This is a genomic window from Streptomyces sp. NPDC090022, from assembly GCF_044748145.1.
Classification (GTDB): Bacteria; Actinomycetota; Actinomycetes; order Streptomycetales; family Streptomycetaceae; genus Streptomyces.
This window is the reverse complement of the sequence record NZ_JBIVFN010000018.1, coordinates 23,660-45,076: the sequence shown is the minus strand read 5'-3', so window position 1 is coordinate 45,076 and position 21,417 is coordinate 23,660. Positions and strand designations below refer to the sequence as shown.

Sequence of the window (21,417 nt, the reverse complement as noted above, 5' to 3'; positions counted from 1 at the left end):
CGGCGCACACTTGGGGACCCCGATCGGAGGAGGTTGCTGGTGCGGGAGAGTCATCGGAGCGAGGCCGAGCAGATGCTGGTGCGGGCCGTGGAGGAGGAGGCGCGGCGGCCCGGCGCGGGGATCGACAAGGCGGCGCTGCTGGCGCGCGGCCGGGAGGCGCTGGACGCGCTCGCCGCGAGCGCCGCCGAGGAGTACGAGGCGTACGTACGGGCTCTGGACGAGGCGGCGGCCGGGGAGCGGTCGTTGGGTGAATCGTTTCGGCGGGCGAACACCTCGACGGCGCTGCTGGTGACGGGGGTCGCGGCGGCCGCCGCGTTCGGGGCGGACCTCGCGCTGGGCGTCGCCTCCGGTACGGCGCTGGCCGCGGGCGCCGTCGTGGGCGTGGCCGGGGCGGCGGCCACGGTGGCGAAGGTGACCGCGGCGCACGTACCGGCGGCGCACCGCAGGGCCGGGGCGCTGGGCCAGCCGGGCGGTCCGCAGCAGCTGCGGCTCCAGTGGCTGTCGGCGCTGGAGGTACGGGGGGTGCGGCCGTTCCTGGAGCAGCAGCGCCTGGTGGCGGCGGCGCGCACCGCGCGGCCGCCGGCTTCGGCGGGGGCGGCGGCGGGGCCGCGGCTGCGCGGGTCGGACCGCAGTGCGCAGGCGCGCCGGCGGCACGCGCTGGAGCAGTCCTTCGGGCAGCTGCCGGAGCCCGCCGGGCCGTTCGTGGGCCGCCGGGAGGAGCTGACGCGGATCGCGCAGTGGGTACGGGCGGCGCGCGCCAGCACGCGGACCCGGCCGGTGGTGGTGGTCCTGCACGGCGAACCGGGGGCGGGCCGCACGGCGCTGGCGGTGCGCGCGGCCCACCAGGTGCGCGACCAGTTCCGTGGGGCGTGCGTGGTGGACCTGCGGGGCGGTTCGCCGGGCGGGCTCTCGCCGCTGCCGACGCGCGAGGCGCTGCTGCACCTTCTGAACCGGCTGGGCGCACCGCGCGAGCAGCTGCTGTTCCGGGAGCGGTCGTCGCAGGAGCAGCAGGTGCGGCACCTGGGCGAGCTGTACCTCCAGCACCTGCACGGGCTGCCGGTGACGGTGGTCCTCGACGACGCCTCGGACGCGGACCAGGTCCGGGCGCTGGTTCCGGAGCACTCGGACAGCCTGGTGCTGGTCACGGCGCGGGAGCCGCTGGAACTGCCGGCGGATCTGGCGGCGTGGGTGCACCACCTGCCGGTGGAGCGGCTGGGGCCGGCGGACGCGGCGGAGCTGGTACGGGCGGCGGCGGTGGCCGGCGAACAGGGTGCGCAGGGGGAGGGGGACGGGGACTGGGTCGGGGGTCTGGTGGCGGACGGGGGCGGGCTGCCGCTGGCTCTGCGGATCCTGGCGCCGCTGGGCGCTGGCGCGGGGGACGACGGGGTGCGGGCGCCGGAGGGGGCCCTCGAGCAGGCGCTGGGCCGGGCGTACGCGCGGCTGCCGGAGGAGCGGCGGCTGCTGCTGCGCCGGCTGCCGCTGGCCGGGCGGGCCTCGCTCGGCGTCGCGGCGGCGGCCGCGCTGGCCGACGTACCGCAGGCGGCGGCGCGGCGCGGGCTCGACGAGCTGTGCCGGGCCGGGCTGATCGACCGGGTGCGCGGGGAGCGGTACCGGATGCACGACGCGGTCCGCTCGTACGCGGCGGAGCGGCTGGCGGCCGACGAGGACCGGGCGGGGGCGGCGGCCGCGCACGAGCGGCTGATCCGTACGTACGCACAGCTCGCGGACGCCGTGATCCGGATGGTCGACGGGAAGACGTCGACCCGCGCGCACCAGTTCGGCGGGCACGGCTTCAGCTCGCTCGACGCGGCGCTGCGCTGGCTGGAGGAGGAGTCGAGCTTCATCACGGCGGCGCTGCGGCACACCGAGGGCGTGGACCGGCGGGTGGTGCTGGACCTGCTGGGCGCGCTGTGCGACTTCTGTCTGCTGCGCGGCGACCTGTACCGGCTCGGTGAGATCGACGAGCTGGCGCGGGCCGTGGAGCGGGCGTCGGCAGAGTCCGGGGCAGGGGCGGGGGCAGGGGCCGGTGACGGGGACGGCGCCGGGGCCGGGGCCGGGGCCGGGGAGGAAGGGGTGCTGGTGCGGTCGGTGCGGTGGCGTACGGGCATCGCGGCGCGCCAGCTGGGCGACCTGGACACGGCGCACACGACGCTGACGTCGGTGGTGGACCAGTACTTCGAGGCGCACCACGAGGCGGGGGCGGCCCGGGCCCTGGTGTCGCTGGGCATCACGCTGCACCACCAGGGGCAGCTGACGGAGGCGGCGGGCCGGATCCGGGAGGCGATCGCCCTCCAGGAGCCGCCGGAGCTGGCGGGCGACCGGGCGTGGGCGCTGCACGCGCTGGGCGCGGTGGAGCGGGACCTGTCGCGGCTGTCGGAGGCGGCGGGCCTGCTGGAGCGGTCGCTGGTACTGCACCGGGAGAACGAGAGCGTGCACGGCGAGGCGTGGGCGCACTTCCAGCTGGGCCAGGTGTTCCTGCGGTCGGGCGACGTGGCGCGGGCGGAGGCGGAGCTGGGGCTGGCGCTGGAGCTGTACGGGCGGACGCGCGACGGCCGCGGCCAGGCGTGGGCGCTGACCCAGCTGGGGCGGGCGCGGGTGGTGGCCGGGGACGCGGCGGGGGGCCTGGAGCGGCTGCGCGAGGCGCTGGCGCGGCACCGGGAGGCGGAGGACGCGCGGGGCGAGGCGTGGACGCTGTACCACCTGGGCCAGGCGCTGGAGGAGTCCGGCGACCGGGATCCGGCGGTGCGGGAGCTGGAGCGGGCGCGGACGATGTTCTCGCGGATGCGGGACGGGTACGGGCTGGCGTGCGCCCGCCACCACTCGGGGCGGGTCACCCGGGACCAGCGGGCGGCGCTGACCGGGAACCTGCGCAACTCCGGCTTCGCGCGGCAGCTGCTGGTGGACGCGCGGGCCGACTTCCGGCGGATCGGGCTGGCGCACGGGGAGGGCTGGACGTGCCTGGAACTGGCGGTGATCGACGCGGGCAACGGGCGGGTGCCGGCGGCGGTGGCGCTGTGCGAGGAGGCGGGCCGGCTGTTCGCGTCGTACGACGACCGGCGGGGCGGCGACTGGGCCCGCTTCCTGCGCTGCACGCTGCTGCCGTACGCCGGGGCCGCGGGGTCCGGAGCAGCGGGGTCCGCGGCAGCAGGGTCCGCGGCAGCAGGGTCCGCGGCAGCGGGGGCCGGGTCGGCCGGGTCCGACGCGGCCGCCGCCGAGCTGGCGGCCCTGCGGACGGATCCCCACCCGTCGCGGGACCGCCGCCTGTCGGAATGCCTGGACGCGTTCGGCGTGCTCCTGTCACGGGGCACCGCCCCGGGCGAAGACTGGCCGGGCTGGCGCCTGTCCCTGATCCCGGACCGCCACTCCCGCGAGGTCCTGGGCGTCCCCCGGCCGACGTAACGGCCACGACACCCCGCCGTCGGCCCTGCGTCCCGCGTACCGGCTTCGCCGGCGCCCGAGGGGGGCGGGGCCGCGCCCCGGGGCCGCGTAGCCGGCCCCGCCGGCGTTTGAGGCGTAGGGCTCAGGAGCAGCGCCCCCGCCCGCCGGAACCAGCCGTGGCCGAGGCCACCGCACGCCTCAGGCGCCGGCCGGGCTCGCGGGTGGGGCTCCGCCCCACACCCCGCGCCTCACACACCGGCGAGGCTGGATGGGCGCGCCCGAGGCGCTGAACGGCCGGCCGAACGCCGCGGGCCGGGGGCCGGAGCCCCGCTGGCCGGGGCGGAGCCCCGCGGGGCGTCAGGAGGTGGTGGCGTCCGACTGCGCCGGCGACGCGGTCCCGGCTCGCGCCGGCTCGGGGGCCTCGTCGAAGTTCACGCGCCCCATGTGCCGGTTCATCGACTTCATCAGGGCCCACACGCCCACGGCCAGGGCCGCGAAGACGAGGAAGCCGAGGATGCCGGGCGTCACCTTGTTCTTGTCGAAGGTGTCGGCGGCCAGCGGAACGAGCTGGGTGATTGCTGCCTGCGTAGCGCTCATGCTTCCGCATTCTCCCGGATGCCCGCGAAGAGGTCGGACTCGGGGAGGGACGTGTCGACGAGCGACTTCGCCAGCTCGTACTCCTCCGTCGGCCAGACCTCCTTCTGGATCTCCATCGGCACCCGGAACCAGCCCCCGTCGGGGTCGATCTGCGTGGCGTGCGCGATCAGCGCCTTGTCACGGATCTCGAAGAAGTCCGCGCAGGGCACGTGCGTGGTCAGCGTCCGCTCGGTGCGCTCGAACTCCTTCCAGCGCTCCAGCCACTCCCCGTACGGCGACTCTATGCCCCGGTCCAGCAGTGCCTCGTGCAGCGCGATCGTGCGCGGCTTGTTGAAGCCCTGGTTGTAGTAGAGCTTCTGCGGCTGGTACGCCGGGCCGAACTCCGCCTCCGGGTACTTCTCGGTGTCCGCCGCCCCGTCGAACGCCACCATCGAGATCTTGTGGGTCATGATGTGGTCGGGGTGCGGGTAGCCGCCGTTCTCGTCGTACGTCGTGATGACCTGCGGACGGAACGCGCGGATCTTCTTTACGAGCCGGCCGGCCGCCTCGTCGACGTCCTCCAGCGCGAAGCAGCCCTCGGGCAGCGGCGGCAGCGGGTCGCCCTCGGGCAGGCCGGAGTCGACGTACCCCAGCCACTCCTGCTCGACGCCGAGGATCTCGCGCGCCTCGTCCATCTCCTTGGCGCGGACCTCGTGGATGTGCTCCTCGATGTACTTGTCGCCCTGGAGCTTGGGATTGAGGATCGAGCCGCGCTCGCCGCCGGTGCAGGTCACCACCAGCACGGGCACCCCCTCGGACACGTACTTGGCCATGGTGGCCGCGCCCTTGCTCGACTCGTCGTCGGGGTGGGCGTGGACGGCCATCAGTCGAAGCTGCTCGGTCAAGACAGGATCCTCTGTGATTCGGCGCGATGGTCGGCTTCTATAGTGACCGAATCGGGGGGCGGAAAAATTCCGGGGTGGCACCAGCCCGGCCCCCAGACTCGAGGAGCGATCGATGAGCGCCGTACGCGAGGGACTGCCCGAGGGCCGTTACGGCCGGTCGGCGGACGAGCGCGCGGACCGCAAGCTCAAGATCGTCGGTTCGGTGCTGGGCGTCGCCCTGCTCGGCGTCGTCGGCTGGATCGGCTGGGACTACGTCGGCGGCCAGTCGGTGAGCGCCGAGGTGATCAAGTTCGAGGTGGTCTCCGACTCCGAGGTGCAGGTCCACCTGGAGGTCCGCAAGGAGGCCGGCGTCACCGGGGTGTGCACGCTGAGCTCGCAGGACCGCTCGCACGACGAGGTCGGCCGCGCCGACTACACCTTCGACCAGAACTCCCGGCGCGTGGACGAGCTCGTGGTCCTGAAGACCAAGGCCCGCGCGACGATGATCGAGCTGGTCGGCTGCCAGCCGGCCGGCACGGCCCGCTGAGGGTGACTCCCGCGGATCTTCCGGATCCCGCGCAGCCCCCGGATCCCGCGCAGCTCCCGGATCCCGCGCGGCTGGTCGACGCCACCGACTGGGCGTCGCTGGACAGCGGCCACGGGCCCGACCCCGCGCTCCCCGGCGTGCTGCGCCGCCTCGCGGCGGGCGATGCCACCGCCCTGCCCTGCCTCGGCCGCCACCAGAACAGCGGCCGCGCTGGCCGACCCGGACGCCGCCGAGGCGTGGCTGGGTGACCCGTGGTTCCCGCTGACCCTGCTGGAGGCGGCGGTGGCGGGCGCGGCGGACCTCGCGGAGGTCCTCCCCGCGGTGCTCGCGGTCCTGCCCCGGCTGCTGCCGCCCGCCGACGGCTTCTTCGCCCCGTGGTCCGGCACCCGCGGCCGGATCTCCCTCGCCCTGGGCGCCCGCGCCTTCCCCGACGGGATCCCGGCGGCCGGCGCGGGCGGCCTCACCCCCACCCAGCGGACCCTCCTGCGCGCCGGGCTGGACCGGCTCGGAGACGCGGACGACGTCGCCGCCTGGCTGATGGGCGGGACGTCCTGGAGCGGCACGCCCGGGGTCCGGAGCGGGCCGCCCGCGCGGGCGGCACTGGCAGAGCTCGTGCATACGCATCTCTGACACAGTTCACACGTCTGGTCTCCTCCCCCTTTTCGGCCCGAATTGTTAGGCTCGTGGTTTCGCCCACTGACGGCGACCACGTAGTCCCCTGTACCGACGAGGAGCACCTGTGACCCAGACGAGCGAGAGCGTCACCTGGCTGACCCAGGAGGCGTACGACCAGCTCAAGGCCGAGCTGGAGTACCTGTCTGGTCCCGCACGCACGGAGATCGCCGCGAAGATCGCTGCCGCCCGTGAAGAAGGTGACCTGCGGGAGAACGGCGGTTACCACGCCGCCAAGGAGGAGCAGGGCAAGCAGGAGCTCCGCGTGCGCCAGCTGACGCAGCTCCTGGAGAACGCCAAGGTCGGCACCGCGCCCGCGTCCGACGGCGTCGTCGCGCCCGGCACCGTCGTGACCATCGCCTTCGACGGCGACCTGGACGACACCATGGAGTTCCTGCTGGCCTCGCGCGAGTACGCGTCCTCGGCCTTCGAGACCTACTCCCCCCAGTCCCCGCTGGGCACCGGAGTGATGGGCAAGCGGACGGGCGAGGACGCCGAGTACGAGCTGCCGAACGGCAAGAAGGCCTCGGTCAAGATCCTGGACGTCAAGCCCTTCACCGGCTGACCAGGCCCCGCAACCGACGCCAGAGCCCCCGCCGGACCGGTCCGGCGGGGGCTCCGCGCATGCCGGCCGCCGTCCCAGGCGGTCCCGGGCGGTCCCGGGCGGTCCCGGCGGCGGAAATCCGGGTGCGGGCGGGGGCCCGCCCCTGGTTATCCTGCCTCGTCCTGACCACGCCAGGGAGGTCCCCCACCATGAGCAGCAGCACCACGTCACCCTTCCCCGACCGGATCGAGCTCACGGGAGAGGGGCTGGTCCTGCGCGACTGGACGGAGGCGGACCTGGCCGCGATGCCGGACCTGTTCGACCACCCCGACATCGCGTACTGGACGCCGATCGTCTCCCCCTTCGACGACGACGCCGCCCGCACCCGCCTGGAGCGGGCCCGCACGCTGCGGGCGCAGGGCACGGCCATCCTGCTCGCCATCACCGTCGACGGCGGCGCCCCGCTGGGCGAGGCGATGCTCAAGCGCGCCCCCGAGGGCACGGAGATCGGCTACGCGGTCGGCCCGGCGCACCGCGGCCAGGGGCTGGCCGCGCGGGCGGTACGGCTGATGGCCGCGTACGCCTTCGAGGAGCTCGGCGCCGAGCAGGTGATCCTGGAGCTGGAGGCCGAGAACGCCGCCAGCGTCGCGGTCGCCACCAAGGCGGGCTTCCGCCTGCTCGACGTACCGCTGATCAAGGGGGAGGAGAAGGGCCGGCCCTTCGCCCTGCAGACGTGGGGCCTGGACCGCCCCTGACGCCCTCCTCGCAGCCACCGCACCCGGCCCGCCCGGGCGCGGGGGCCCGGGTCAGGCGGTCGCCGAGCGTTACTTGCGGACCGCGAGGGTCCGGAAGACCACCACGATCAGGACCGACCACAGGACCGATGCCACCACGGGGTGCTGCATCGGCCAGGCGTCCGGTACCGGGTAGCCCGGCGGCAGGTTGCCGAAGAGCTCGCGGGCGGCCTGAACGCTGGCCTACCGCATCCACCTGGATGTGGGCCGTGGCCGCTGGTACCTGACCGCGTCGTGGGCGCGGCCCGTGGTCGCCGCCTCGGGCGTGCGCACCGACAGGCCGATCAGGGCGCCGATCCACGAGAACGCGTACCCCAGCAGGAGCAGCAGGGCGAAGCCCGCCAGCACCTCGCCGGCGCTGGTGTGGGTGCGCCGGCCGACGATCAGGGCGACGACGACGAGGGCGACGAGGGCGACGAGGGTGAGCGTCGTCTGGACCAGGTCGGCCAGGGTCCGGCCGGTCAGGACCGCGCCGTCCAGTGCACAACGGGTCCTGCCCGGCCCGCCGTTGGCCCCGGGGCCCGGGCGGGAACGGCCCCGGCCCCGAGCGGTCAGGCGGTCAGGCGGTCAGGCGGTCAGGCGGTCAGGCGGTCAGGCGGTCAGTCCATGACCCGGTACCCCGCGCTGTGCAGCGCCCGCGCGACCTCGGTGCAGTGCTCCGGCCCCTTGGTCTCCAAGTGCAGCTCCACCTCCACCTCCGTGAGCCCCAGCCGCGGATCGGTCCGTACGTGGCTCACGTCCAACACGTTCGCATCCACCACTGACAACACCCCCAGCAGCCCGGCCAGTGCCCCCGGCCGGTCGGCCACCCGCAGCCGCATCGACAGGAACCGCCCGGCCGCCGCCATGCCGTGCCGCAGCACGCGCTGGAGCAGCAGCGGGTCCACGTTGCCGCCGGACAGCACCGCCACCACCGGGCCCGCCCCGTACAGCTCCGGCTCGCTCAGCAGGGCCGCGACCGGGCTGCAGCCGGCCGGCTCGACGACGAGCTTGGCCCGCTCCAGGCACAGCAGCAGAGCGCTGGAGAGCGCGTCCTCGGAGACCGTACGGACGTCGTCGACGAGATCGGCGATGATGGCGAACGGGACGTCGCCGGGCCGCCCGACCTTGATGCCGTCCGCCATGGTCGCCGGCTCGTCGATGGACACCGGGTGGCCCACCAGCAGCGAGGGCGGGTACGCCGCGGCGCCCGCCGCCTGTACGCCGATGATCCGTACGTCCGGGCGCAGCGCCTTGACCGCGACCGCGATCCCGGCGGCCAGCCCGCCGCCGCCGATGCCGACGACGATCGTGCGCACCTCCGGGCACTGTTCCAGGATCTCCAGGCCCACCGTGCCCTGGCCCGCGATGATGTCGCGGTGGTCGAAGGGGTGGATGAAGACCGCGCCGGTCTTCTCGGCGTACTCCTGCGCGGCGGCCAGCGTCTCGTCGACGACCTGACCGTGCAGCCTCACCTCGGCGCCGTACTCCTGGGTGGCGGAGACCTTCGGCAGCGGGGCGCCCACCGGCATGAAAACGGTGGAACGGACCCCCAGGAGGGCGGAGGCCAGTGCCACTCCCTGCGCGTGGTTGCCGGCGCTGGCGGCGACCACGCCGGCGGCGCGCTGCTCGGGCCGCAGGCCGGCGATCCGCACGTACGCACCGCGCAGCTTGAAGGAGCCGGTGCGCTGGAGGTTCTCGCACTTGAGGTGCACCGGCGCGCCGACCTGCGCGGACAGGTGCCGGCTGCCCTCCATCGGGGTCACCCGCGAGACGCCCGAGAGCATCTTCTGGGCGCCCCGGACGTCGTCGAGGATCACCTGGGGGACGGGGCGCGGCACACGGTAGGTCATGCCGCAAGTCTCGCAGCCGACGGGGGCGAGTTCTCGCCATACGGAATCGGTACGAGGAGGGCCGGACGCCGGCCGTACCAGTTGGCGCACGAGGCGTACGAGCCGCAGCGCAGCGGCGTACTCTGTCCCCCAACCCTGTCGGACCCACCCGAAGAGAGCCCACGGCCATGCCCTCCAACCCGGCCAATTCCGACCTCCTGCTCGACGCGCTCCAGCATCAGGTGGCGGTGTTCGCCCGCCGGGCCGAGCAGACGCGCCTGGGCGGAGTCGGCCAGGCCCGCAACTCGATGGACCGCGCCGCCTACCTGCTCCTGAACCGGCTGGATCTGGAAGGTCCGATGGGCGTCAAGGCGCTCGCGGGCGGTATGGGGATCGACTCCTCCACCGTCACCCGCCAGGTCGCGCCGCTGGTCGACACCGGCCTGGTCAAGCGCACCTCGCACCCCGAGGACGGGCGGGCGGTCGTGCTGGCGCTGTCGCCGCGGGGCCTGGCGAGGCTGGAGGAGGTGCGCTCGTCGCGGCGCGAGCTGATGGCGCGCGTGACCGAGGGCTGGACGGAGCAGGAGCGCGAATCCTTCACGGCGCTGCTGACCCGCTTCAACCTGTCGCTGTCGGACCTGATGGGCGCGGTCGCGGAGGCCGGTCCCAGCTCGTGAGCGGAGGGCTCCCCACCTCTTGACCCGGGTAGTGAGCGAACCCGCAGTATGAGCCTGTGGACCAGCTCTACGGGGAGTTCGAGGCCTTCGTCGCGGGAGCGGCGGGGCGGCTGCTGCACGTCGCGACCCTGCTGACGGCGGAGCCGGAGGAGGACGGGAGCGCCGCGCGGCGGCTGCTGTCGGGCGCGCTGGCGCGCACGTACGCCGACTGGCGCCGGCTGCGGGGCGACGATCCGTACGCCGCCACGCGCGCGGAGCTGTGCGCGGCATTCGCCCGGAACGCGTGGCGTCACCACCGCGGCCGGGGCGGGGTGTTGGCGGCACTGGCGCCGCCGGAGCGGCTGGTGCTGGTGCTGCGCGTCTACGAGGGCGTGGCGGAGGAACAGACGGCGGCCCTGCTCGGAGTCCCGCCGGAGCGGGTCCGGGTGCTGCTCAACCGCGCGATGGCCGGCGTACGTCCGCACGGGGCGGCGGTGTGAGCGGGGGCACGGACGAGGCGCCGAACGGCCGGACGGCGAACGGCGCGGGCGCGGGCGGCGGAGGCGCCGGTCGCGGGACGGGCCGCGGGCGCGGGACGGACCGGGAGGCCGAGGTACGGCGGCTGCTGGACGGCCGGCACCCGGCGGTCCCGGCGGGACTGGCGGCCGGCGCCGCCGCGCGCGGCATCCGGCTGCTGCGCCGCCGCCGGATCCTGCGCCGGCTGGCGTGGACCCTGCTGTTCGCGGCGGTCGTGGCGTTCGCGGTGTGGGCGGCGCTGGTCCAGCCCTGGGAGGTACCACCGAGCCGGATCGCCCCGCCACTGGAGGGCTGGTAGCCGCCGGAGGGCGGGTGGCCGCCGGAAGGCCGGTGGCCGCTGAGAGCTGTGGCCGCCGGAAGGCCGGTGGCCGCTGCCAGCCGGCAGCCGCCGAAGGGGCAGCAGCAGCCGGAGGGCCGGTGGCCGCCGGAGGACCGGGGCGCCCCGCCCCTCCGGCGGCGTCGCGGTGGAGCCGACGACCGAGGTCCCGCTGACCGGGGCCACCGGGGCCACCGGGTCCTGCCGGCGGCCACCGGGCCCGGCCGGGTGGCCACCGGGGCCCGCCGACGGCCCGGGCGGCCTACTGGCCGAGCGCCTGCGCCAGGTCCGCGATCAGGTCGTCCGCGGCCTCGATGCCCACCGACAGGCGGACCAGGTCGCCCGGGACCTCCAGCGCGGAACCGGCGACCGACGCGTGCGTCATCCGCCCCGGGTGCTCGATCAGGGACTCGACGCCGCCCAGGGACTCACCCAGCGTGAAGAGCTTCGCGCGGTTGCAGACCTCGACCGCCGCCTCCTCGCCGCCCTGGACCTGGAAGGAGATCATGCCGCCGAAGTGCTTCATCTGCTTGGCGGCGATCTCGTGGCCCGGGTGCTCGGGCAGGCCCGGGTAGAGGACCCTGGTGACCTTCGGGTGCCGGGTCAGCATCTCCGCGACGCGGGTCGCGTTCTCGCTGTGCCGGTCCATGCGCACGGCCAGCGTCTTGATGCCGCGCAGCACGATCCAGGAGTCGAAGGGACCGGCGACCGCGCCCATCGCGTTCTGGTGGTACGCCAGTTCCTCGCCGAGCGCCGCGTCGGCCGTCACCAGCGCGCCACCGACGACGTCGGAGTGGCCGCCCATGTACTTCGTCAGCGAGTGCACGACGACGTCCGCGCCGAGGGCGAGGGGCTGCTGGAGGTAGGGGGAGGCGAAGGTGTTGTCGACGACCAGCTTCACGCCCGCCGAGCGGGCGATCTCGGCGACGGCGGTGATGTCGGTGATGCCGAGCAGCGGGTTGGAGGGGGTCTCGACCCAGATCAGCTTGGTGTTGGGCCTCAGGGCCGCCCGCACCGAGGCCAGGTCGGAGGTGTCGGCGACGTCGAAGGAGACGCCCCAGCGCTGCACGACCTTGGCGAACAGGCGGAACGTGCCGCCGTACGCGTCGTTCGGGATCACCACGTGGTCGCCCGGGGCGAGCAGCGTGCGCAGCAGGCAGTCCTCGGCGGCGAGCCCGGACGCGAAGGCGAGGCCGCGCCGGCCGCCCTCCAGCGCCGCGAGGTTCTCCTCCAGGGCGGTGCGGGTCGGGTTGGCGCTGCGGCTGTACTCGTACCCGCCGCGCAGGCCGCCGACCCCGTCCTGCTTGTACGTCGAAACCTGGTAGATCGGGGGCACGACCGCGCCGGTCAGGGGGTCCGCCGTATTGCCCGCGTGGATCGCGCGGGTCTCGAAGCTCTGGTGCTCGTGGCTGTCGTCGCTCATGGGGCAGAGCCTAATCGCCGGGGCGGTAACGGGCCCCCTGTTGGCTCAGCGGCCCCTTCGTCTGGTTCGCTGGTCACATGGAGATTTTGTGGTTCCTGATCGCGATGGGCCTGCTGCTGGCCGCCCTCGCCCCGGTGATACGCCGTAGGCGCGGGGCCGTCCGCCTGGTCCCGGCCGGCAGCCCGGACGCCGCCGACCCCGAGAACTACGGTTTCGTGCGGCAGGAGCAGCTCGACATCCGGGTCCCCGGGCGGGACCAGGACCTGATGGACGCCCTCGGCAACGTGCAGCGCAGCGGGCAGTGGCAGGCGGCCTCACAGCTGCTGGCGGGCACCCCGCGCGAGGGCGAGCTGCGCTGGCAGCGCGTCCAGGCGTTCGCGGGCGCGGCCGCGCTGGAACTGGTGCAGTCGCCGGGCGTGGGCGCGCCCTGGCTGAAGGCGTGGCGCATGGACGCCCCCAAGGACGCGGGGGCCGCGCAGGTGTACGCGGAGCTGCTGGTGCAGCAGGCGTGGCGCAGCCCCTCCGGGACGGCCTCGGCGGACTTCCGGATCATCCTGGAGGAGGCGCGCACGGCGAGCGGCGAGGCCGCGCTGCTGGCGCCGGGCGACCCGATCCCGTACATCACGCAGCTCGCGATCGCGCGCGGTCTGGCGTACCCGGAGGCGGAGTTCGACGCGCTGTGGGCCAAGATCATCGACCGGGCGCCGGAGCACATGGGCGCGCACCTGGCGGCGCTGCACTACTGGTGCGAGAAGTGGCACGGCTCGCGCGAGAAGGCGGACGCGTTCGCGCACGCGGCGGCGGCGCGCGCCCCGCAGGGCTCGCTGCTGGCGGCGCTGCCGCTGTTCGCGGTGTTCGAGCACCTGCCGGAGGTCACCACCGTGCAGAGCTTCTTCCGCAGCGCGGTCATCACGCGCGCGGTCGAGGGCGCCCTGTACGCCGTCCACACGGCGCGCCAGGACGACCCGATGCTCGCCCACGTCCGGCACCTGCTGATCTTCTTCCTGGTCCAGAGCGAGCGGTGGGCGGAGGCGATGGAGCAGCTGCGGCACGTGGACGGTTACGTCGGCGCCCTGCCCTGGACCCACCAGCCGGACCCGGCGGAGGCGTACGCGGTCTTCCGCGCCCTGGCGGTCGCGGGCTACGAGGCGAACGGCGGCACGCCGGCCACGCTGCACGGGTAACGGGCGGGGCGTGGCGGGGCTGACGGGGCTGACGGGGCTGACGGGGCTGACGGGGCTGACGGGGCCTTGTAGGGCCTTACGGGGCCGGGGCGGGACGCCGTAAGGCCCACCCCGCCCCCACCACACCCCCCACCACACCCTCACCCCGCCCCCACCCCTGGCCAATAGAGTTGCTGTAAGCGACATCCAGGCCGCATGATTCCCGCCGTGATCGTCACTCTCGTCATCGTCCTCGCCCTCCTGTGCGCCGCCCTGGCCTGGGCCTTCCGCAAGGGACCCGCCAACCTCGCCGCGGAGCGGTGGATACGGACGCGGTTCGACCCCGCCGCCCACGGACTCGTCCCCCGGGACCAGCTCGACCCCCGCCGGGCCGGGCCGGAGCCCGACGGGGCGCGCGAGGCCGAGACGCGCAAGGCGGTCGACGCCGCCGGCGACGGGGACTGGCCGGCGGTCGCCGCGTACGTCGACGCGGCAGGGACCGACTGGGACGAGCGCTGGTCGCGGATCGAACTGCTCACGCAGATCGCCTGCCGTGACGACCGGTGGCTGACCGACTGGCGCACCGCCCGGCCCGAGGACGGCGACGCCGGCACCGTGTACGCGCTCATGCTGATCCACGAGGCCTGGGCCGTCCGCGGCTCCGCGTACGCGCACCAGGTGCCCGACGCGGACATGCGCCAGTTCCGCGCGATGCTGCCCGCCGCGATGGCCGCCGCCCAGCAGGCCGCCGACCGCGCCCCGCACGACCCGGGCCCCTGGGTCGCCATGATCATGGCCTCGCGCGCGATGTCGTACTCGCACAGCCAGTTCCGCGACCTGTGGCAGAACCTGACCGCCCGCGCCCCGCACCACGTCGCCGCCCACTGGCAGGCCCTGCAGTACTGGTGCGCCAAGTGGCACGGCTCCGACGAGCTGATGTTCGACTTCGCGGTGCGCGCCGTCACCCAGGCCCCGTCCGGCAGCCTGCTGCCGGGCGTCTACCTGGACGCCCTGTGCGAGGCCGGCAAGCGGGCCGGCCGCAGCGGCGTGTCCGGCGCCCAGGCCCGGGCGCGGCTGGAGGACATCGCGCGCCGCCTGGACTCCGTACCGCAGGACCACGAGGACCTGCCACGCTTGCGGCACCTGCTCGCGCACCACCTGGTGGAGGCGGGCGCGCACGCGGCGGCGCTGGAGCAGTTCCGGCACCTGGGGCCGTACTGCGGCGCGGCGCCGTGGCGGGACGACGAGGCGGGCCCGGTCGCGGCCTTCGACCGCGCCCGCGCCCTGGCGGCCCGCGGCAGCACCCGCGGCTAGCGGTACCCGGCGGATCGGGGACGGAACAGATACGGATCAGGGACGGATCAGGGGCGGACCGGGGAATCCCGGTCCCCCCTCCGCCGTTGTCAGGTACCGAGGAGGCCAACCATGTTCACGTACCGCCGTACGCCCGAGCTCCCCACCCGCGAGCAGGCCCTGAAGGGCCGTCCGACCCCGATGTTCGAGGTGCCGTCGCGGCACACCGTCCTCGGCAACCCCCTGACCGGGCCCTACCCGGAGCACCTGGAGGTCGCGGACTTCGCCCTCGGCTGCTTCTGGGGCGCCGAGCGGAAGTTCTGGCAGGTCCCGGGCGTGTGGACGACCCTGGTGGGCTACCAGGGCGGATTCACCGAGAACCCCACGTACGAGGAGGTGTGCTCCGGCATGACCGGGCACACGGAGGTCGTGCGGGTGGTCTTCGACCCCGCGCAGGTCTCGTACGACACGCTGCTGAAGCTGTTCTGGGAGTCCCACGACCCCACCCAGGGCTTCCGCCAGGGCAACGACGTGGGCACCCAGTACCGCTCGGCCGTCTACACCCACTCCCCGGCCCACCAGGCGGCCGCCGAGGCCTCCCGTGCGGCCTACCAGCAGGTCCTGACCGGCTCGGGCTACGGCCAGATCACCACGGCGATCCTCCCGGCCGACGCCACGGAGCGCCCCTTCTGGCCGGCCGAGGCCTACCACCAGCAGTACCTCGACAAGAATCCGGCGGGCTACTGCGGCATAGGCGGCACGGGCGTCTCCTGCCCGATCGGCGTCGCCCCGGCGCGCGGGGAGTGAGCGTCAGCGGCCCGGCTCACCGTCCTCCAGGTAGCCGGGCCGCCGTCCCGCCAGGACGTGAAGCGCCTGTGCGGCCCGGCGCCGGGTACGGGGCGGGAGCCGGAGCAGTGCGTCTTCCGGGGTGAGGAACGCGCACTCCGACAGTTCGTGGTCCCGGGGGCGCAGGTCGGCACTCTGGTACCGGTCGAGCGTGCCGCCGTCGAAGATGAAGGCGAGCTGGTCGTCCCAGGGACCGTGCGGCGGGACCCAGTCCACACACAGGAGTCGGCCCGGACGAACGGCGAGGCCCAGTTCCTCACGCAGCTCTCGTTCGGCGGCATCCTGCGGGGACTCGTTGGCCTCCGCCATACCGCCCGGAAGGTCCCACGCTTCCTTGTACGTCGGCTTGACGAGGAGGATGCGCCCGGCCTCGTCCCGGAAGAGCACGTCCGCAGACACGCGCTTGCGGGCCTGTTTCGCGTTGCCCTCGGCGAGATGGTCCCATTCGGCCGTGCCGGGCTCGGGCCGCGTGGTCATGCGACAGCACCTCCGGTGTGGGGCGCACCGATCCCGGCGAGGAGCAGCGCGCGCTGCTGGTTCACCGCCTCCAGGCAGTCCAGGAACTCGACCACGGCCCGTTCCCGGCGGTACGGCTCCAGAGCCGGGCGAGGTCACCCAACTGCTCCGGGCGCGGTTGCCGGTACGCAGGGCGAGGGCTTCTTCGGCGGCCTCGCCGGCCGCGGGCAGCATGCCGAGGTCGTTCATGGAGACCGCGGCCTCGCTGGCGAGCGCGGCGGCGTCGAACGGGCTGAGCCAAGACGAAGGCGGCGTCTCGGGCGTCCGGGCCAGTTCCTTGCGTGCCCGGCCCAGAGCCCTCAGAGTAGCGGCGGCCTCTCCGAGCTGCGCCAGCCCTCGGGCCTCCATGGCGTGCAGCCGGGCTGACAGCGCGGGCACACCCGGGCCGGCGCTCATGCGGTCCCGGCCTGCGCGTGCCAAGCCGACTGCTTCATCGGGACGACGTGCTGATCGTCATGCTCCTGTCCCACCGGGACCGCCCGCACCGCCCGCTCCTGCACGACCGGGCGGGCGGCACGCGAGTGGTCCGGGCACCGGACAGGACCGCCCGCGGCCCGCGGTCCTAGAGCTTCAGCTGGTAGTACGTGGTCCCGCGCTCGCGTACGTAGCCCAGCGACGCGTTGACCGCGCGCATCGGGCCGTTCTCGTCGGCGACGGTGGTGGCGATCTCGCGCAGGGCCGGGTGCGAGCCGCGGACCCCGGCCAGCATGCGGGCCTTGACGGCGCGGCCCAGGCCCCGGCCCCGGTGGGCGGGGACGACCACGGTGTCGTACTGCAGGGCGCGGTGCGCGCCGGGGTGGGGGAGCATCAGCTCCGTGTACGCCGCCAGCTCGCCGTCGGGCGTGACGGCGGCGACCGTGAGCAGTTCGCCACCGCGGTCGACGACGAGCTGCTGGACGGCGCGCAGGCGCTCGACGTTCCAGGTCGGGATGATCTCCTCCATGTCGCCGGAGGGGGCGTCGTCCATGGCGTTGTGGGCGGCGGCGGACGCCTCGGCGTGGGCGTCGGGGACGGGGCCGGACCAGGTGGCGCAGGTGTAGCCGGCGGGGGCGGTCCAGCCGGCGTCGCCGGGCCCGGTGGGGCCCTGGGGCACCTGCTGCACGTACCAGCCCATCGGCAGGACGGGGGCGAAGCCCTGGGCGCGGGCGAAGGCCTCGCCGGGCCCGTCGTCGTCGATCATCGCGCTGACGGTGGTCCGGCCGTGGGCGAGGAGCTCGGCGCGGACCGCCTCCCACAGCGCGGTGGCCACGCCGCGGCGGCGGGCGTGCGGGGTGACGGTGAGGACGTCGATGAAGGCGGAGTGCCGGTTCTCCTCGTCGCTGAACAGCAGCAGCGCCGCGATCCCCTCGTCCCCGGCGGCCCACTGCACGGACCGGCCGCGGACGGAGGGCACACGCAAACGGCCGGCCACCTCCACGCGGGAGGGGGCCGGCCACAGCGGACGGTCGGCGGACCGGACGGCGTCCAGCACCGCCAGCCAGGCGTCGACCTCGGGGTCGGTGGGGGGTACGGAGAGCTGTGTGATGGTCATGCTCCGGACCCTACGGCCCGCGCCGGGTGTCGGCGCGGGCCTTTTTCGGGGCGTCAGACCGCCGAACCGGCCTTCCATTCGGCCCAGTTCATGTTCCAGCCGTTGAGGCCGTTGTCCGGCTTGATGGTCTTGTCCGGCGAGTTCGTCACCGTCACCACGTCACCGAGCAGCGAGTTGTCGTAGAACCACGCGGCCGGCTGGTTGGGGTCGCCGGCGCCCTTGACGTCGTTCAGGCCGACGCAGCCGTGGCTGGTGTTGGCCGAGCCGAAGATCGAATCGGCGCCCCAGTAGTTGCCGTGGATGAAGGTGCCCGAGGTCGACAGCCGCATCGCGTGCGGGACGTCCTTGATGTCGTACTCGCCCTTGCCGTCGTTGTCCGTGAAGCCGACGGTGGCGCCGTTCATCCGGGTCTCCTTGAACTTCTCGGAGATCACCATCTGGCCGTTGTACGTCGGGTTCTCGGGCGAGCCCGCGGAGATCGGGATCGTCTTGACGACCTGGCCGTCGCGCGTGACGGTCATCTTCTTCGTCTTGGCGTCGACGGTGGAGACCTGCGCGCGGCCGATCTTGAAGGTGGCGGTGCGGTTCTGGACGCCCTGGACGCCGGGGGCGCCCTGGACGCCGTCCAGCTTCATGTTCAGCGTGACGGTGGAGTTCGCGGTCCAGTAGTTCTCGGGACGGAAGTCCAGGCGCTGCTCGTTGAACCAGTGGCCGACGATCTCCTGGCCGCTGGTGGAGGTGACGGTGATCGCCGACTGGACGGCCTTCTTGTCCTTGATCGGCTTGTTGAAGGTGATCGACACCGGCATGCCCACGCCGACCGTGGAGCCGTCCTCGGGGGTGAAGGAGCCGATGAAGCTGTTCTCGGGCGAGATGGTGGTGAAGGAGGAGTTCTCGTGCGCCTCGCGGCCCGACTCGTCCTTGGCGGTGGCCGTCAGCGCGTACTTCGTGGAGCGCTTGAGCGCGGCGTCCGGCTTCCAGCTCTTGCCGTCGGCGGCTATCTTGCCGGCGACCGCGGCGCCCTCGGAAGTCTTCAGCTCGACCTTGGTGAGCGTGCCGTCGCTGACCGCGACGGTGGCCGAGTCGTTGATGCCGACGTTGGTGGCGCCGTCCTTGGGCGTGACGGTGATACGGGCCTTGGAGGCGTCCTTGGCCGCGGCCGCGTCGACGTCCGCCTGGGACTTGCTGGCCTCGCCGCCCTTGGGCTTCTCCTCGTCGCCTCCCCCGCACGCCGAGAGCACCAGTACGCCGCCGAGCACGGCGGACACGGCCGTGAGGGCCCTCCTCCGCCGCCTGCTGTCCGTCCTCACACGCCACTCCATCGTTGCCGGAACCCCGAAACTCATCCCCGGGCAGGGGGCATCGCCCCCTGCCTGGTCCTGACAACGCGGAAACACCCCGGTTCGGTTCCACACCCGCTGCGGATGTGGGCCAGCCCACGGTCAGGCGCTGTCACTCTCTTCCTCGAACACCCCATCTTCCTCGTCCAGGTCCCACTCCAGGGACTCGGGGTCGTATTCGACCGGTTCTGTACTCCACGACGCCTGCGCGAGTTCGACTCCGGGCACGTCGACGACCAGGTCGGTGGGGTCGATGAGGTAGGCGAGGGCCTCCGACTCGTCCTTGCGGACGGCCGCTTCGGCGTGGGCGCGCTCCTCGTCCGGCATGAACTCGTCGGCCTGGATGTGGTCGAGGGCGGCTCCGGTGAGTGCATCCGGATCCGGTACCTCCAGAACCAAGTCCACCCGAAGCCGTACATAGCGTGATGTCTCAGCTGTGTCCATACGACGGAGAGTAAGCCTGAAGGAACCCCTGACTTTCCCGCGACCCGCCCCTTTCATTAGCATCGGCCCACACGGCCAATTCGCTGCTGCCACAAGGGGGATCGAACCGTGTCCGCACGTCGACCACTGCTCACCGCCCTCGGGGCGACCACCCTGCTCGGCGCCCTCTGGTTCGTCCCCTCCGCCAATGCCACGGCTCCCGGTGACACACCGGGCGGCCCCGTGGCGCCCGCGAGCGCCAACGCGCCCGCGGGGACGGCGGATCCGAGGGCGGCCACCACCGCGGCCACCACTACGGCCGCCACCACCGCCACCACCGACGAGACGCAGCTCACACTCGCCGCCACCGGTGGCGTGGACACCACGCCCTACGTCCTGGGCGGCACGATGTGCCTGGGGATCGGGGCCGCCTTCGTGGCGTTCTCCGCGCGCCGGGCGCGAGCCCTGTAGCGCTTTTCGGCCATCCTCGGGATGGCCGCCCGGACGAACGGCGGAGGGCCGCACCCGGTTCACGGGTGCGGCCCTCCGCCGTATGCCGCGCGTTTGCGCTGCCGTTTGCGTCCGTCAGGCGAGCGGCCCCGTGACCGGTTCCACGGCGGCGACGAGTGCACCCGTACGGATGAACGCGTCGGCGGCGGCCAGGTCAGGGGCGAGGAAACGATCCGGCCCGGGGCCCTCGACGCCGGCCGCGCGGGCGGCCTCGATGGCGGCCTGGCTGGCGGGCGCCGGGACCAGGCCGGTCCGCAGCTCGATCGCGCGGGTGGCGGCGTACAGCTCGATGGCGACGATCCGCGTCAGGTTGTCGATCGCGGTGCGCAGCTTTCGGGCCGCCGACCAGCCCATGGACACGTGGTCCTCCTGCATGGCGGAGGACGGGATGGAGTCGGCGGAGGCCGGGACGGCGAGCCGCTTCATCTCGCTGACCAGGGCGGCCTGCGTGTACTGGGCGATCATCAGACCGGAGTCGACACCGGCGTCGTCCGCGAGGAACGGCGGCAGGCCGTGGCTGCGGTTCTTGTCGAGCAGCCGGTCGGTGCGGCGCTCGGCGATGGAGCCGAGGTCGGCGGCGGCGATGGCCAGGAAGTCCAGGACGTACGCGACGGGCGCGCCGTGGAAGTTGCCGTTGGACTCCACCCGGCCGTCGGGCAGGACGACGGGGTTGTCGACGGCGGAGGCCAGCTCGCGCGAGGCGACGAGGGCGGCGTGCGCGAGGGTGTCGCGGCCGGCGCCGGCGACCTGCGGGGCGCAGCGCACGGAGTAGGCGTCCTGGACGCGCGGGGAGTCGTCCTGGTGGTGACCGGTCAGCCCCGAGCCCTTGAGGACGGCGGCCATGTTCGCGGCGGAGGCGCCCTGGCCGGGGTGCGGGCGGATGGCGTGCAGCTCGGGGGCGAGCACCTTCTCCGTACCGAGCAGCGCCTCCAGGGAGAGGGCGGCGGTGATGTCGGCGGAGGTGTAGAGCTTCTGGAGGTCGGCGATGGCCATGACCAGCATGCCGAGCATGCCGTCGGTGCCGTTGAGGAGGGCCAGGCCCTCCTTCTCGCGCAGCTCGACGGGGGCGATGCCGGCGGCGGCGAGCAGCTCGCCCGCGGGGCGGACGGTGCCGTCGGGGCCCTCGGCGTCGCCTTCGCCCATCAGGGCGAGGGCGCAGTGCGAGAGCGGGGCGAGGTCGCCGGAGCAGCCGAGGGAGCCGTACTCGTGGACGACCGGGGTGATGCCCGCGTTCAGGACGTCCGCCATGGTCCGGGCGACCTCGGGGCGCACGCCCGTGTGGCCGGAGGCGACCGTCTTCAGCCGCAGGAACATCAGGGCCCGTACGACCTCCCGCTCGACGCGCGGGCCCATGCCGGCGGCGTGCGAGCGGACGATGTTGCGCTGGAGCTGGGCGCGCAGCTCGGGCGAGATGTGCCGGGTGGCCAGCGCGCCGAAGCCGGTGGACACCCCGTAGACGGGCTCGGGCTTGGCCGCGAGCACGTCGACGATCTCACGGGCGCGGGCGAGCGCCGCCAGCGCCTCGGCGGACAACTCGACCCGTGCGTTGCCACGGGCCACGGCGATGACGTCCTCGGCGGTGGTACCGGACGTCCCCACCACGACAGTGTGCATATCCATATTCAGCACCCTACGGACTGAATCCCTTCATGTCACT

The 21,417-nt window shown here is 74.0% G+C and carries 21 protein-coding genes and 1 pseudogene; 12 read left to right on the top strand and 10 right to left on the bottom strand.

The window, feature by feature from the left end; all coding sequences use genetic code 11:
• Positions 1–39: 39 nt before the first annotated feature.
• Positions 40–3,399, top strand: a complete 3,360-nt coding sequence (locus ACIPXB_RS26635) for a tetratricopeptide repeat protein (RefSeq protein WP_401453912.1) — start codon at positions 40–42, stop codon at positions 3,397–3,399.
• 336 nt (positions 3,400–3,735) lie between these two features.
• Here the strand turns inward: ACIPXB_RS26635 and ACIPXB_RS26630 are convergent, their stop codons facing one another.
• Complete coding sequence (locus ACIPXB_RS26630) at positions 3,736–3,975, bottom strand: hypothetical protein (RefSeq protein WP_401453911.1); 240 nt, start codon at positions 3,973–3,975, stop codon at positions 3,736–3,738.
• A complete protein-coding gene (mca, locus tag ACIPXB_RS26625) occupies positions 3,972–4,859 on the bottom strand; it encodes a mycothiol conjugate amidase Mca (protein ID WP_401453910.1) in 888 nt (295 codons plus the stop codon). The genes ACIPXB_RS26630 and mca overlap by 4 nt, the downstream gene beginning before the upstream one ends.
• A 112-nt stretch (positions 4,860–4,971) precedes the next feature.
• Here mca and ACIPXB_RS26620 point away from each other — a divergent pair, with 112 nt between their 5' ends.
• The 4 genes from ACIPXB_RS26620 (at position 4,972) to ACIPXB_RS26605 (ending at position 7,356) form a co-directional block, all read left to right on the top strand.
• Complete coding sequence (locus ACIPXB_RS26620; protein WP_401453909.1) at positions 4,972–5,385, top strand: DUF4307 domain-containing protein; 414 nt, start codon at positions 4,972–4,974, stop codon at positions 5,383–5,385.
• Between the two features lie 162 nt (positions 5,386–5,547).
• Positions 5,548–6,015 (top strand): hypothetical protein, encoded by a 468-nt coding sequence (locus ACIPXB_RS26615; protein ID WP_401453908.1) that lies wholly within the window; start codon positions 5,548–5,550, stop codon positions 6,013–6,015.
• A 109-nt stretch (positions 6,016–6,124) separates the two neighbouring features.
• On the top strand, positions 6,125–6,622 hold the full coding sequence (greA, locus tag ACIPXB_RS26610) for a transcription elongation factor GreA (protein ID WP_401453907.1): 498 nt from the start codon (positions 6,125–6,127) through the stop codon (positions 6,620–6,622).
• A gap of 188 nt (positions 6,623–6,810) precedes the next feature.
• The gene (locus ACIPXB_RS26605) at positions 6,811–7,356 is read left to right on the top strand and encodes a GNAT family N-acetyltransferase (protein WP_401453906.1); all 546 of its coding nucleotides are present in this window, start codon (positions 6,811–6,813) and stop codon (positions 7,354–7,356) included.
• A 69-nt stretch (positions 7,357–7,425) separates the two neighbouring features.
• On the opposite strand, the pseudogene ACIPXB_RS26600 reads toward ACIPXB_RS26605, so the two are convergent.
• Both ACIPXB_RS26600 and ilvA read right to left on the bottom strand, forming a co-directional pair.
• Positions 7,426–7,869: pseudogene (locus tag ACIPXB_RS26600) on the bottom strand (ABC transporter permease); the annotation flags it as partial.
• Between the two features lie 125 nt (positions 7,870–7,994).
• Positions 7,995–9,227, bottom strand: coding sequence for a threonine ammonia-lyase (gene ilvA / locus ACIPXB_RS26595; protein WP_401453905.1), 1,233 nt, complete (start codon positions 9,225–9,227; stop codon positions 7,995–7,997).
• A gap of 167 nt (positions 9,228–9,394) precedes the next feature.
• Between ilvA and ACIPXB_RS26590 the strand changes: the two genes are divergently transcribed.
• The 3 genes from ACIPXB_RS26590 to ACIPXB_RS26580 are packed head-to-tail and all read left to right on the top strand — an operon-like array spanning position 9,395 to position 10,697.
• The gene (locus ACIPXB_RS26590) at positions 9,395–9,883 is read left to right on the top strand and encodes a MarR family winged helix-turn-helix transcriptional regulator (RefSeq protein ID WP_401453904.1); all 489 of its coding nucleotides are present in this window, start codon (positions 9,395–9,397) and stop codon (positions 9,881–9,883) included.
• A 56-nt stretch (positions 9,884–9,939) separates the two neighbouring features.
• Positions 9,940–10,362, top strand: a complete 423-nt coding sequence (locus ACIPXB_RS26585) for a sigma factor-like helix-turn-helix DNA-binding protein (protein ID WP_401453903.1) — start codon at positions 9,940–9,942, stop codon at positions 10,360–10,362.
• Positions 10,359–10,697, top strand: a complete 339-nt coding sequence (locus ACIPXB_RS26580; RefSeq protein ID WP_401453902.1) for a hypothetical protein — start codon at positions 10,359–10,361, stop codon at positions 10,695–10,697. Before ACIPXB_RS26585 ends, ACIPXB_RS26580 begins: the two co-directional genes overlap by 4 nt.
• Positions 10,698–10,977: 280 nt before the next feature.
• Here the strand turns inward: ACIPXB_RS26580 and ACIPXB_RS26575 are convergent, their stop codons facing one another.
• Positions 10,978–12,138 (bottom strand): cystathionine gamma-synthase, encoded by a 1,161-nt coding sequence (locus ACIPXB_RS26575; protein ID WP_401453901.1) that lies wholly within the window; start codon positions 12,136–12,138, stop codon positions 10,978–10,980.
• A gap of 77 nt (positions 12,139–12,215) precedes the next feature.
• On the opposite strand from ACIPXB_RS26575, the gene ACIPXB_RS26570 reads away from it, so the two are divergent.
• From ACIPXB_RS26570 to msrA, 3 genes are all read left to right on the top strand, one after another.
• The gene (locus ACIPXB_RS26570) at positions 12,216–13,322 is read left to right on the top strand and encodes a hypothetical protein (RefSeq protein WP_401453900.1); all 1,107 of its coding nucleotides are present in this window, start codon (positions 12,216–12,218) and stop codon (positions 13,320–13,322) included.
• Positions 13,323–13,529: 207 nt separating this feature from the next.
• Positions 13,530–14,615, top strand: coding sequence for a DUF4034 domain-containing protein (locus ACIPXB_RS26565; RefSeq protein WP_401453899.1), 1,086 nt, complete (start codon positions 13,530–13,532; stop codon positions 14,613–14,615).
• A 111-nt stretch (positions 14,616–14,726) separates the two neighbouring features.
• Positions 14,727–15,401: a peptide-methionine (S)-S-oxide reductase MsrA gene (msrA, locus tag ACIPXB_RS26560; protein ID WP_401453898.1), complete on the top strand. Its 675-nt coding sequence runs from the start codon at positions 14,727–14,729 to the stop codon at positions 15,399–15,401.
• Positions 15,402–15,404: 3 nt separating this feature from the next.
• Here the strand turns inward: msrA and ACIPXB_RS26555 are convergent, their stop codons facing one another.
• The 4 genes from ACIPXB_RS26555 to ACIPXB_RS26540 all read right to left on the bottom strand — a co-directional run bounded on the left by ACIPXB_RS26555 (position 15,405) and on the right by ACIPXB_RS26540 (position 19,232).
• Positions 15,405–15,917 carry an NUDIX domain-containing protein gene (locus ACIPXB_RS26555; RefSeq protein WP_401453897.1) on the bottom strand — a complete coding sequence of 171 codons (513 nt, stop codon included), beginning with the start codon at positions 15,915–15,917 and terminating at the stop codon, positions 15,405–15,407.
• Positions 15,918–16,518: 601 nt separating this feature from the next.
• Positions 16,519–17,487 (bottom strand): GNAT family N-acetyltransferase, encoded by a 969-nt coding sequence (locus ACIPXB_RS26550; protein ID WP_401453896.1) that lies wholly within the window; start codon positions 17,485–17,487, stop codon positions 16,519–16,521.
• Positions 17,488–17,540: 53 nt separating this feature from the next.
• Positions 17,541–18,809 carry an Ig-like domain-containing protein gene (locus tag ACIPXB_RS26545; protein WP_401453895.1) on the bottom strand — a complete coding sequence of 423 codons (1,269 nt, stop codon included), beginning with the start codon at positions 18,807–18,809 and terminating at the stop codon, positions 17,541–17,543.
• Positions 18,810–18,929: 120 nt separating this feature from the next.
• On the bottom strand, positions 18,930–19,232 hold the full coding sequence (locus ACIPXB_RS26540) for a hypothetical protein (protein WP_401453894.1): 303 nt from the start codon (positions 19,230–19,232) through the stop codon (positions 18,930–18,932).
• Positions 19,233–19,379: 147 nt separating this feature from the next.
• On the opposite strand from ACIPXB_RS26540, the gene ACIPXB_RS26535 reads away from it, so the two are divergent.
• Positions 19,380–19,721: a hypothetical protein gene (locus ACIPXB_RS26535; RefSeq protein WP_401453893.1), complete on the top strand. Its 342-nt coding sequence runs from the start codon at positions 19,380–19,382 to the stop codon at positions 19,719–19,721.
• Between the two features lie 114 nt (positions 19,722–19,835).
• On the opposite strand, the gene hutH is transcribed toward ACIPXB_RS26535, so the two are convergent.
• The gene (gene hutH / locus ACIPXB_RS26530) at positions 19,836–21,374 is read right to left on the bottom strand and encodes a histidine ammonia-lyase (protein ID WP_401454002.1); all 1,539 of its coding nucleotides are present in this window, start codon (positions 21,372–21,374) and stop codon (positions 19,836–19,838) included.
• Positions 21,375–21,417 lie beyond the last annotated feature (43 nt).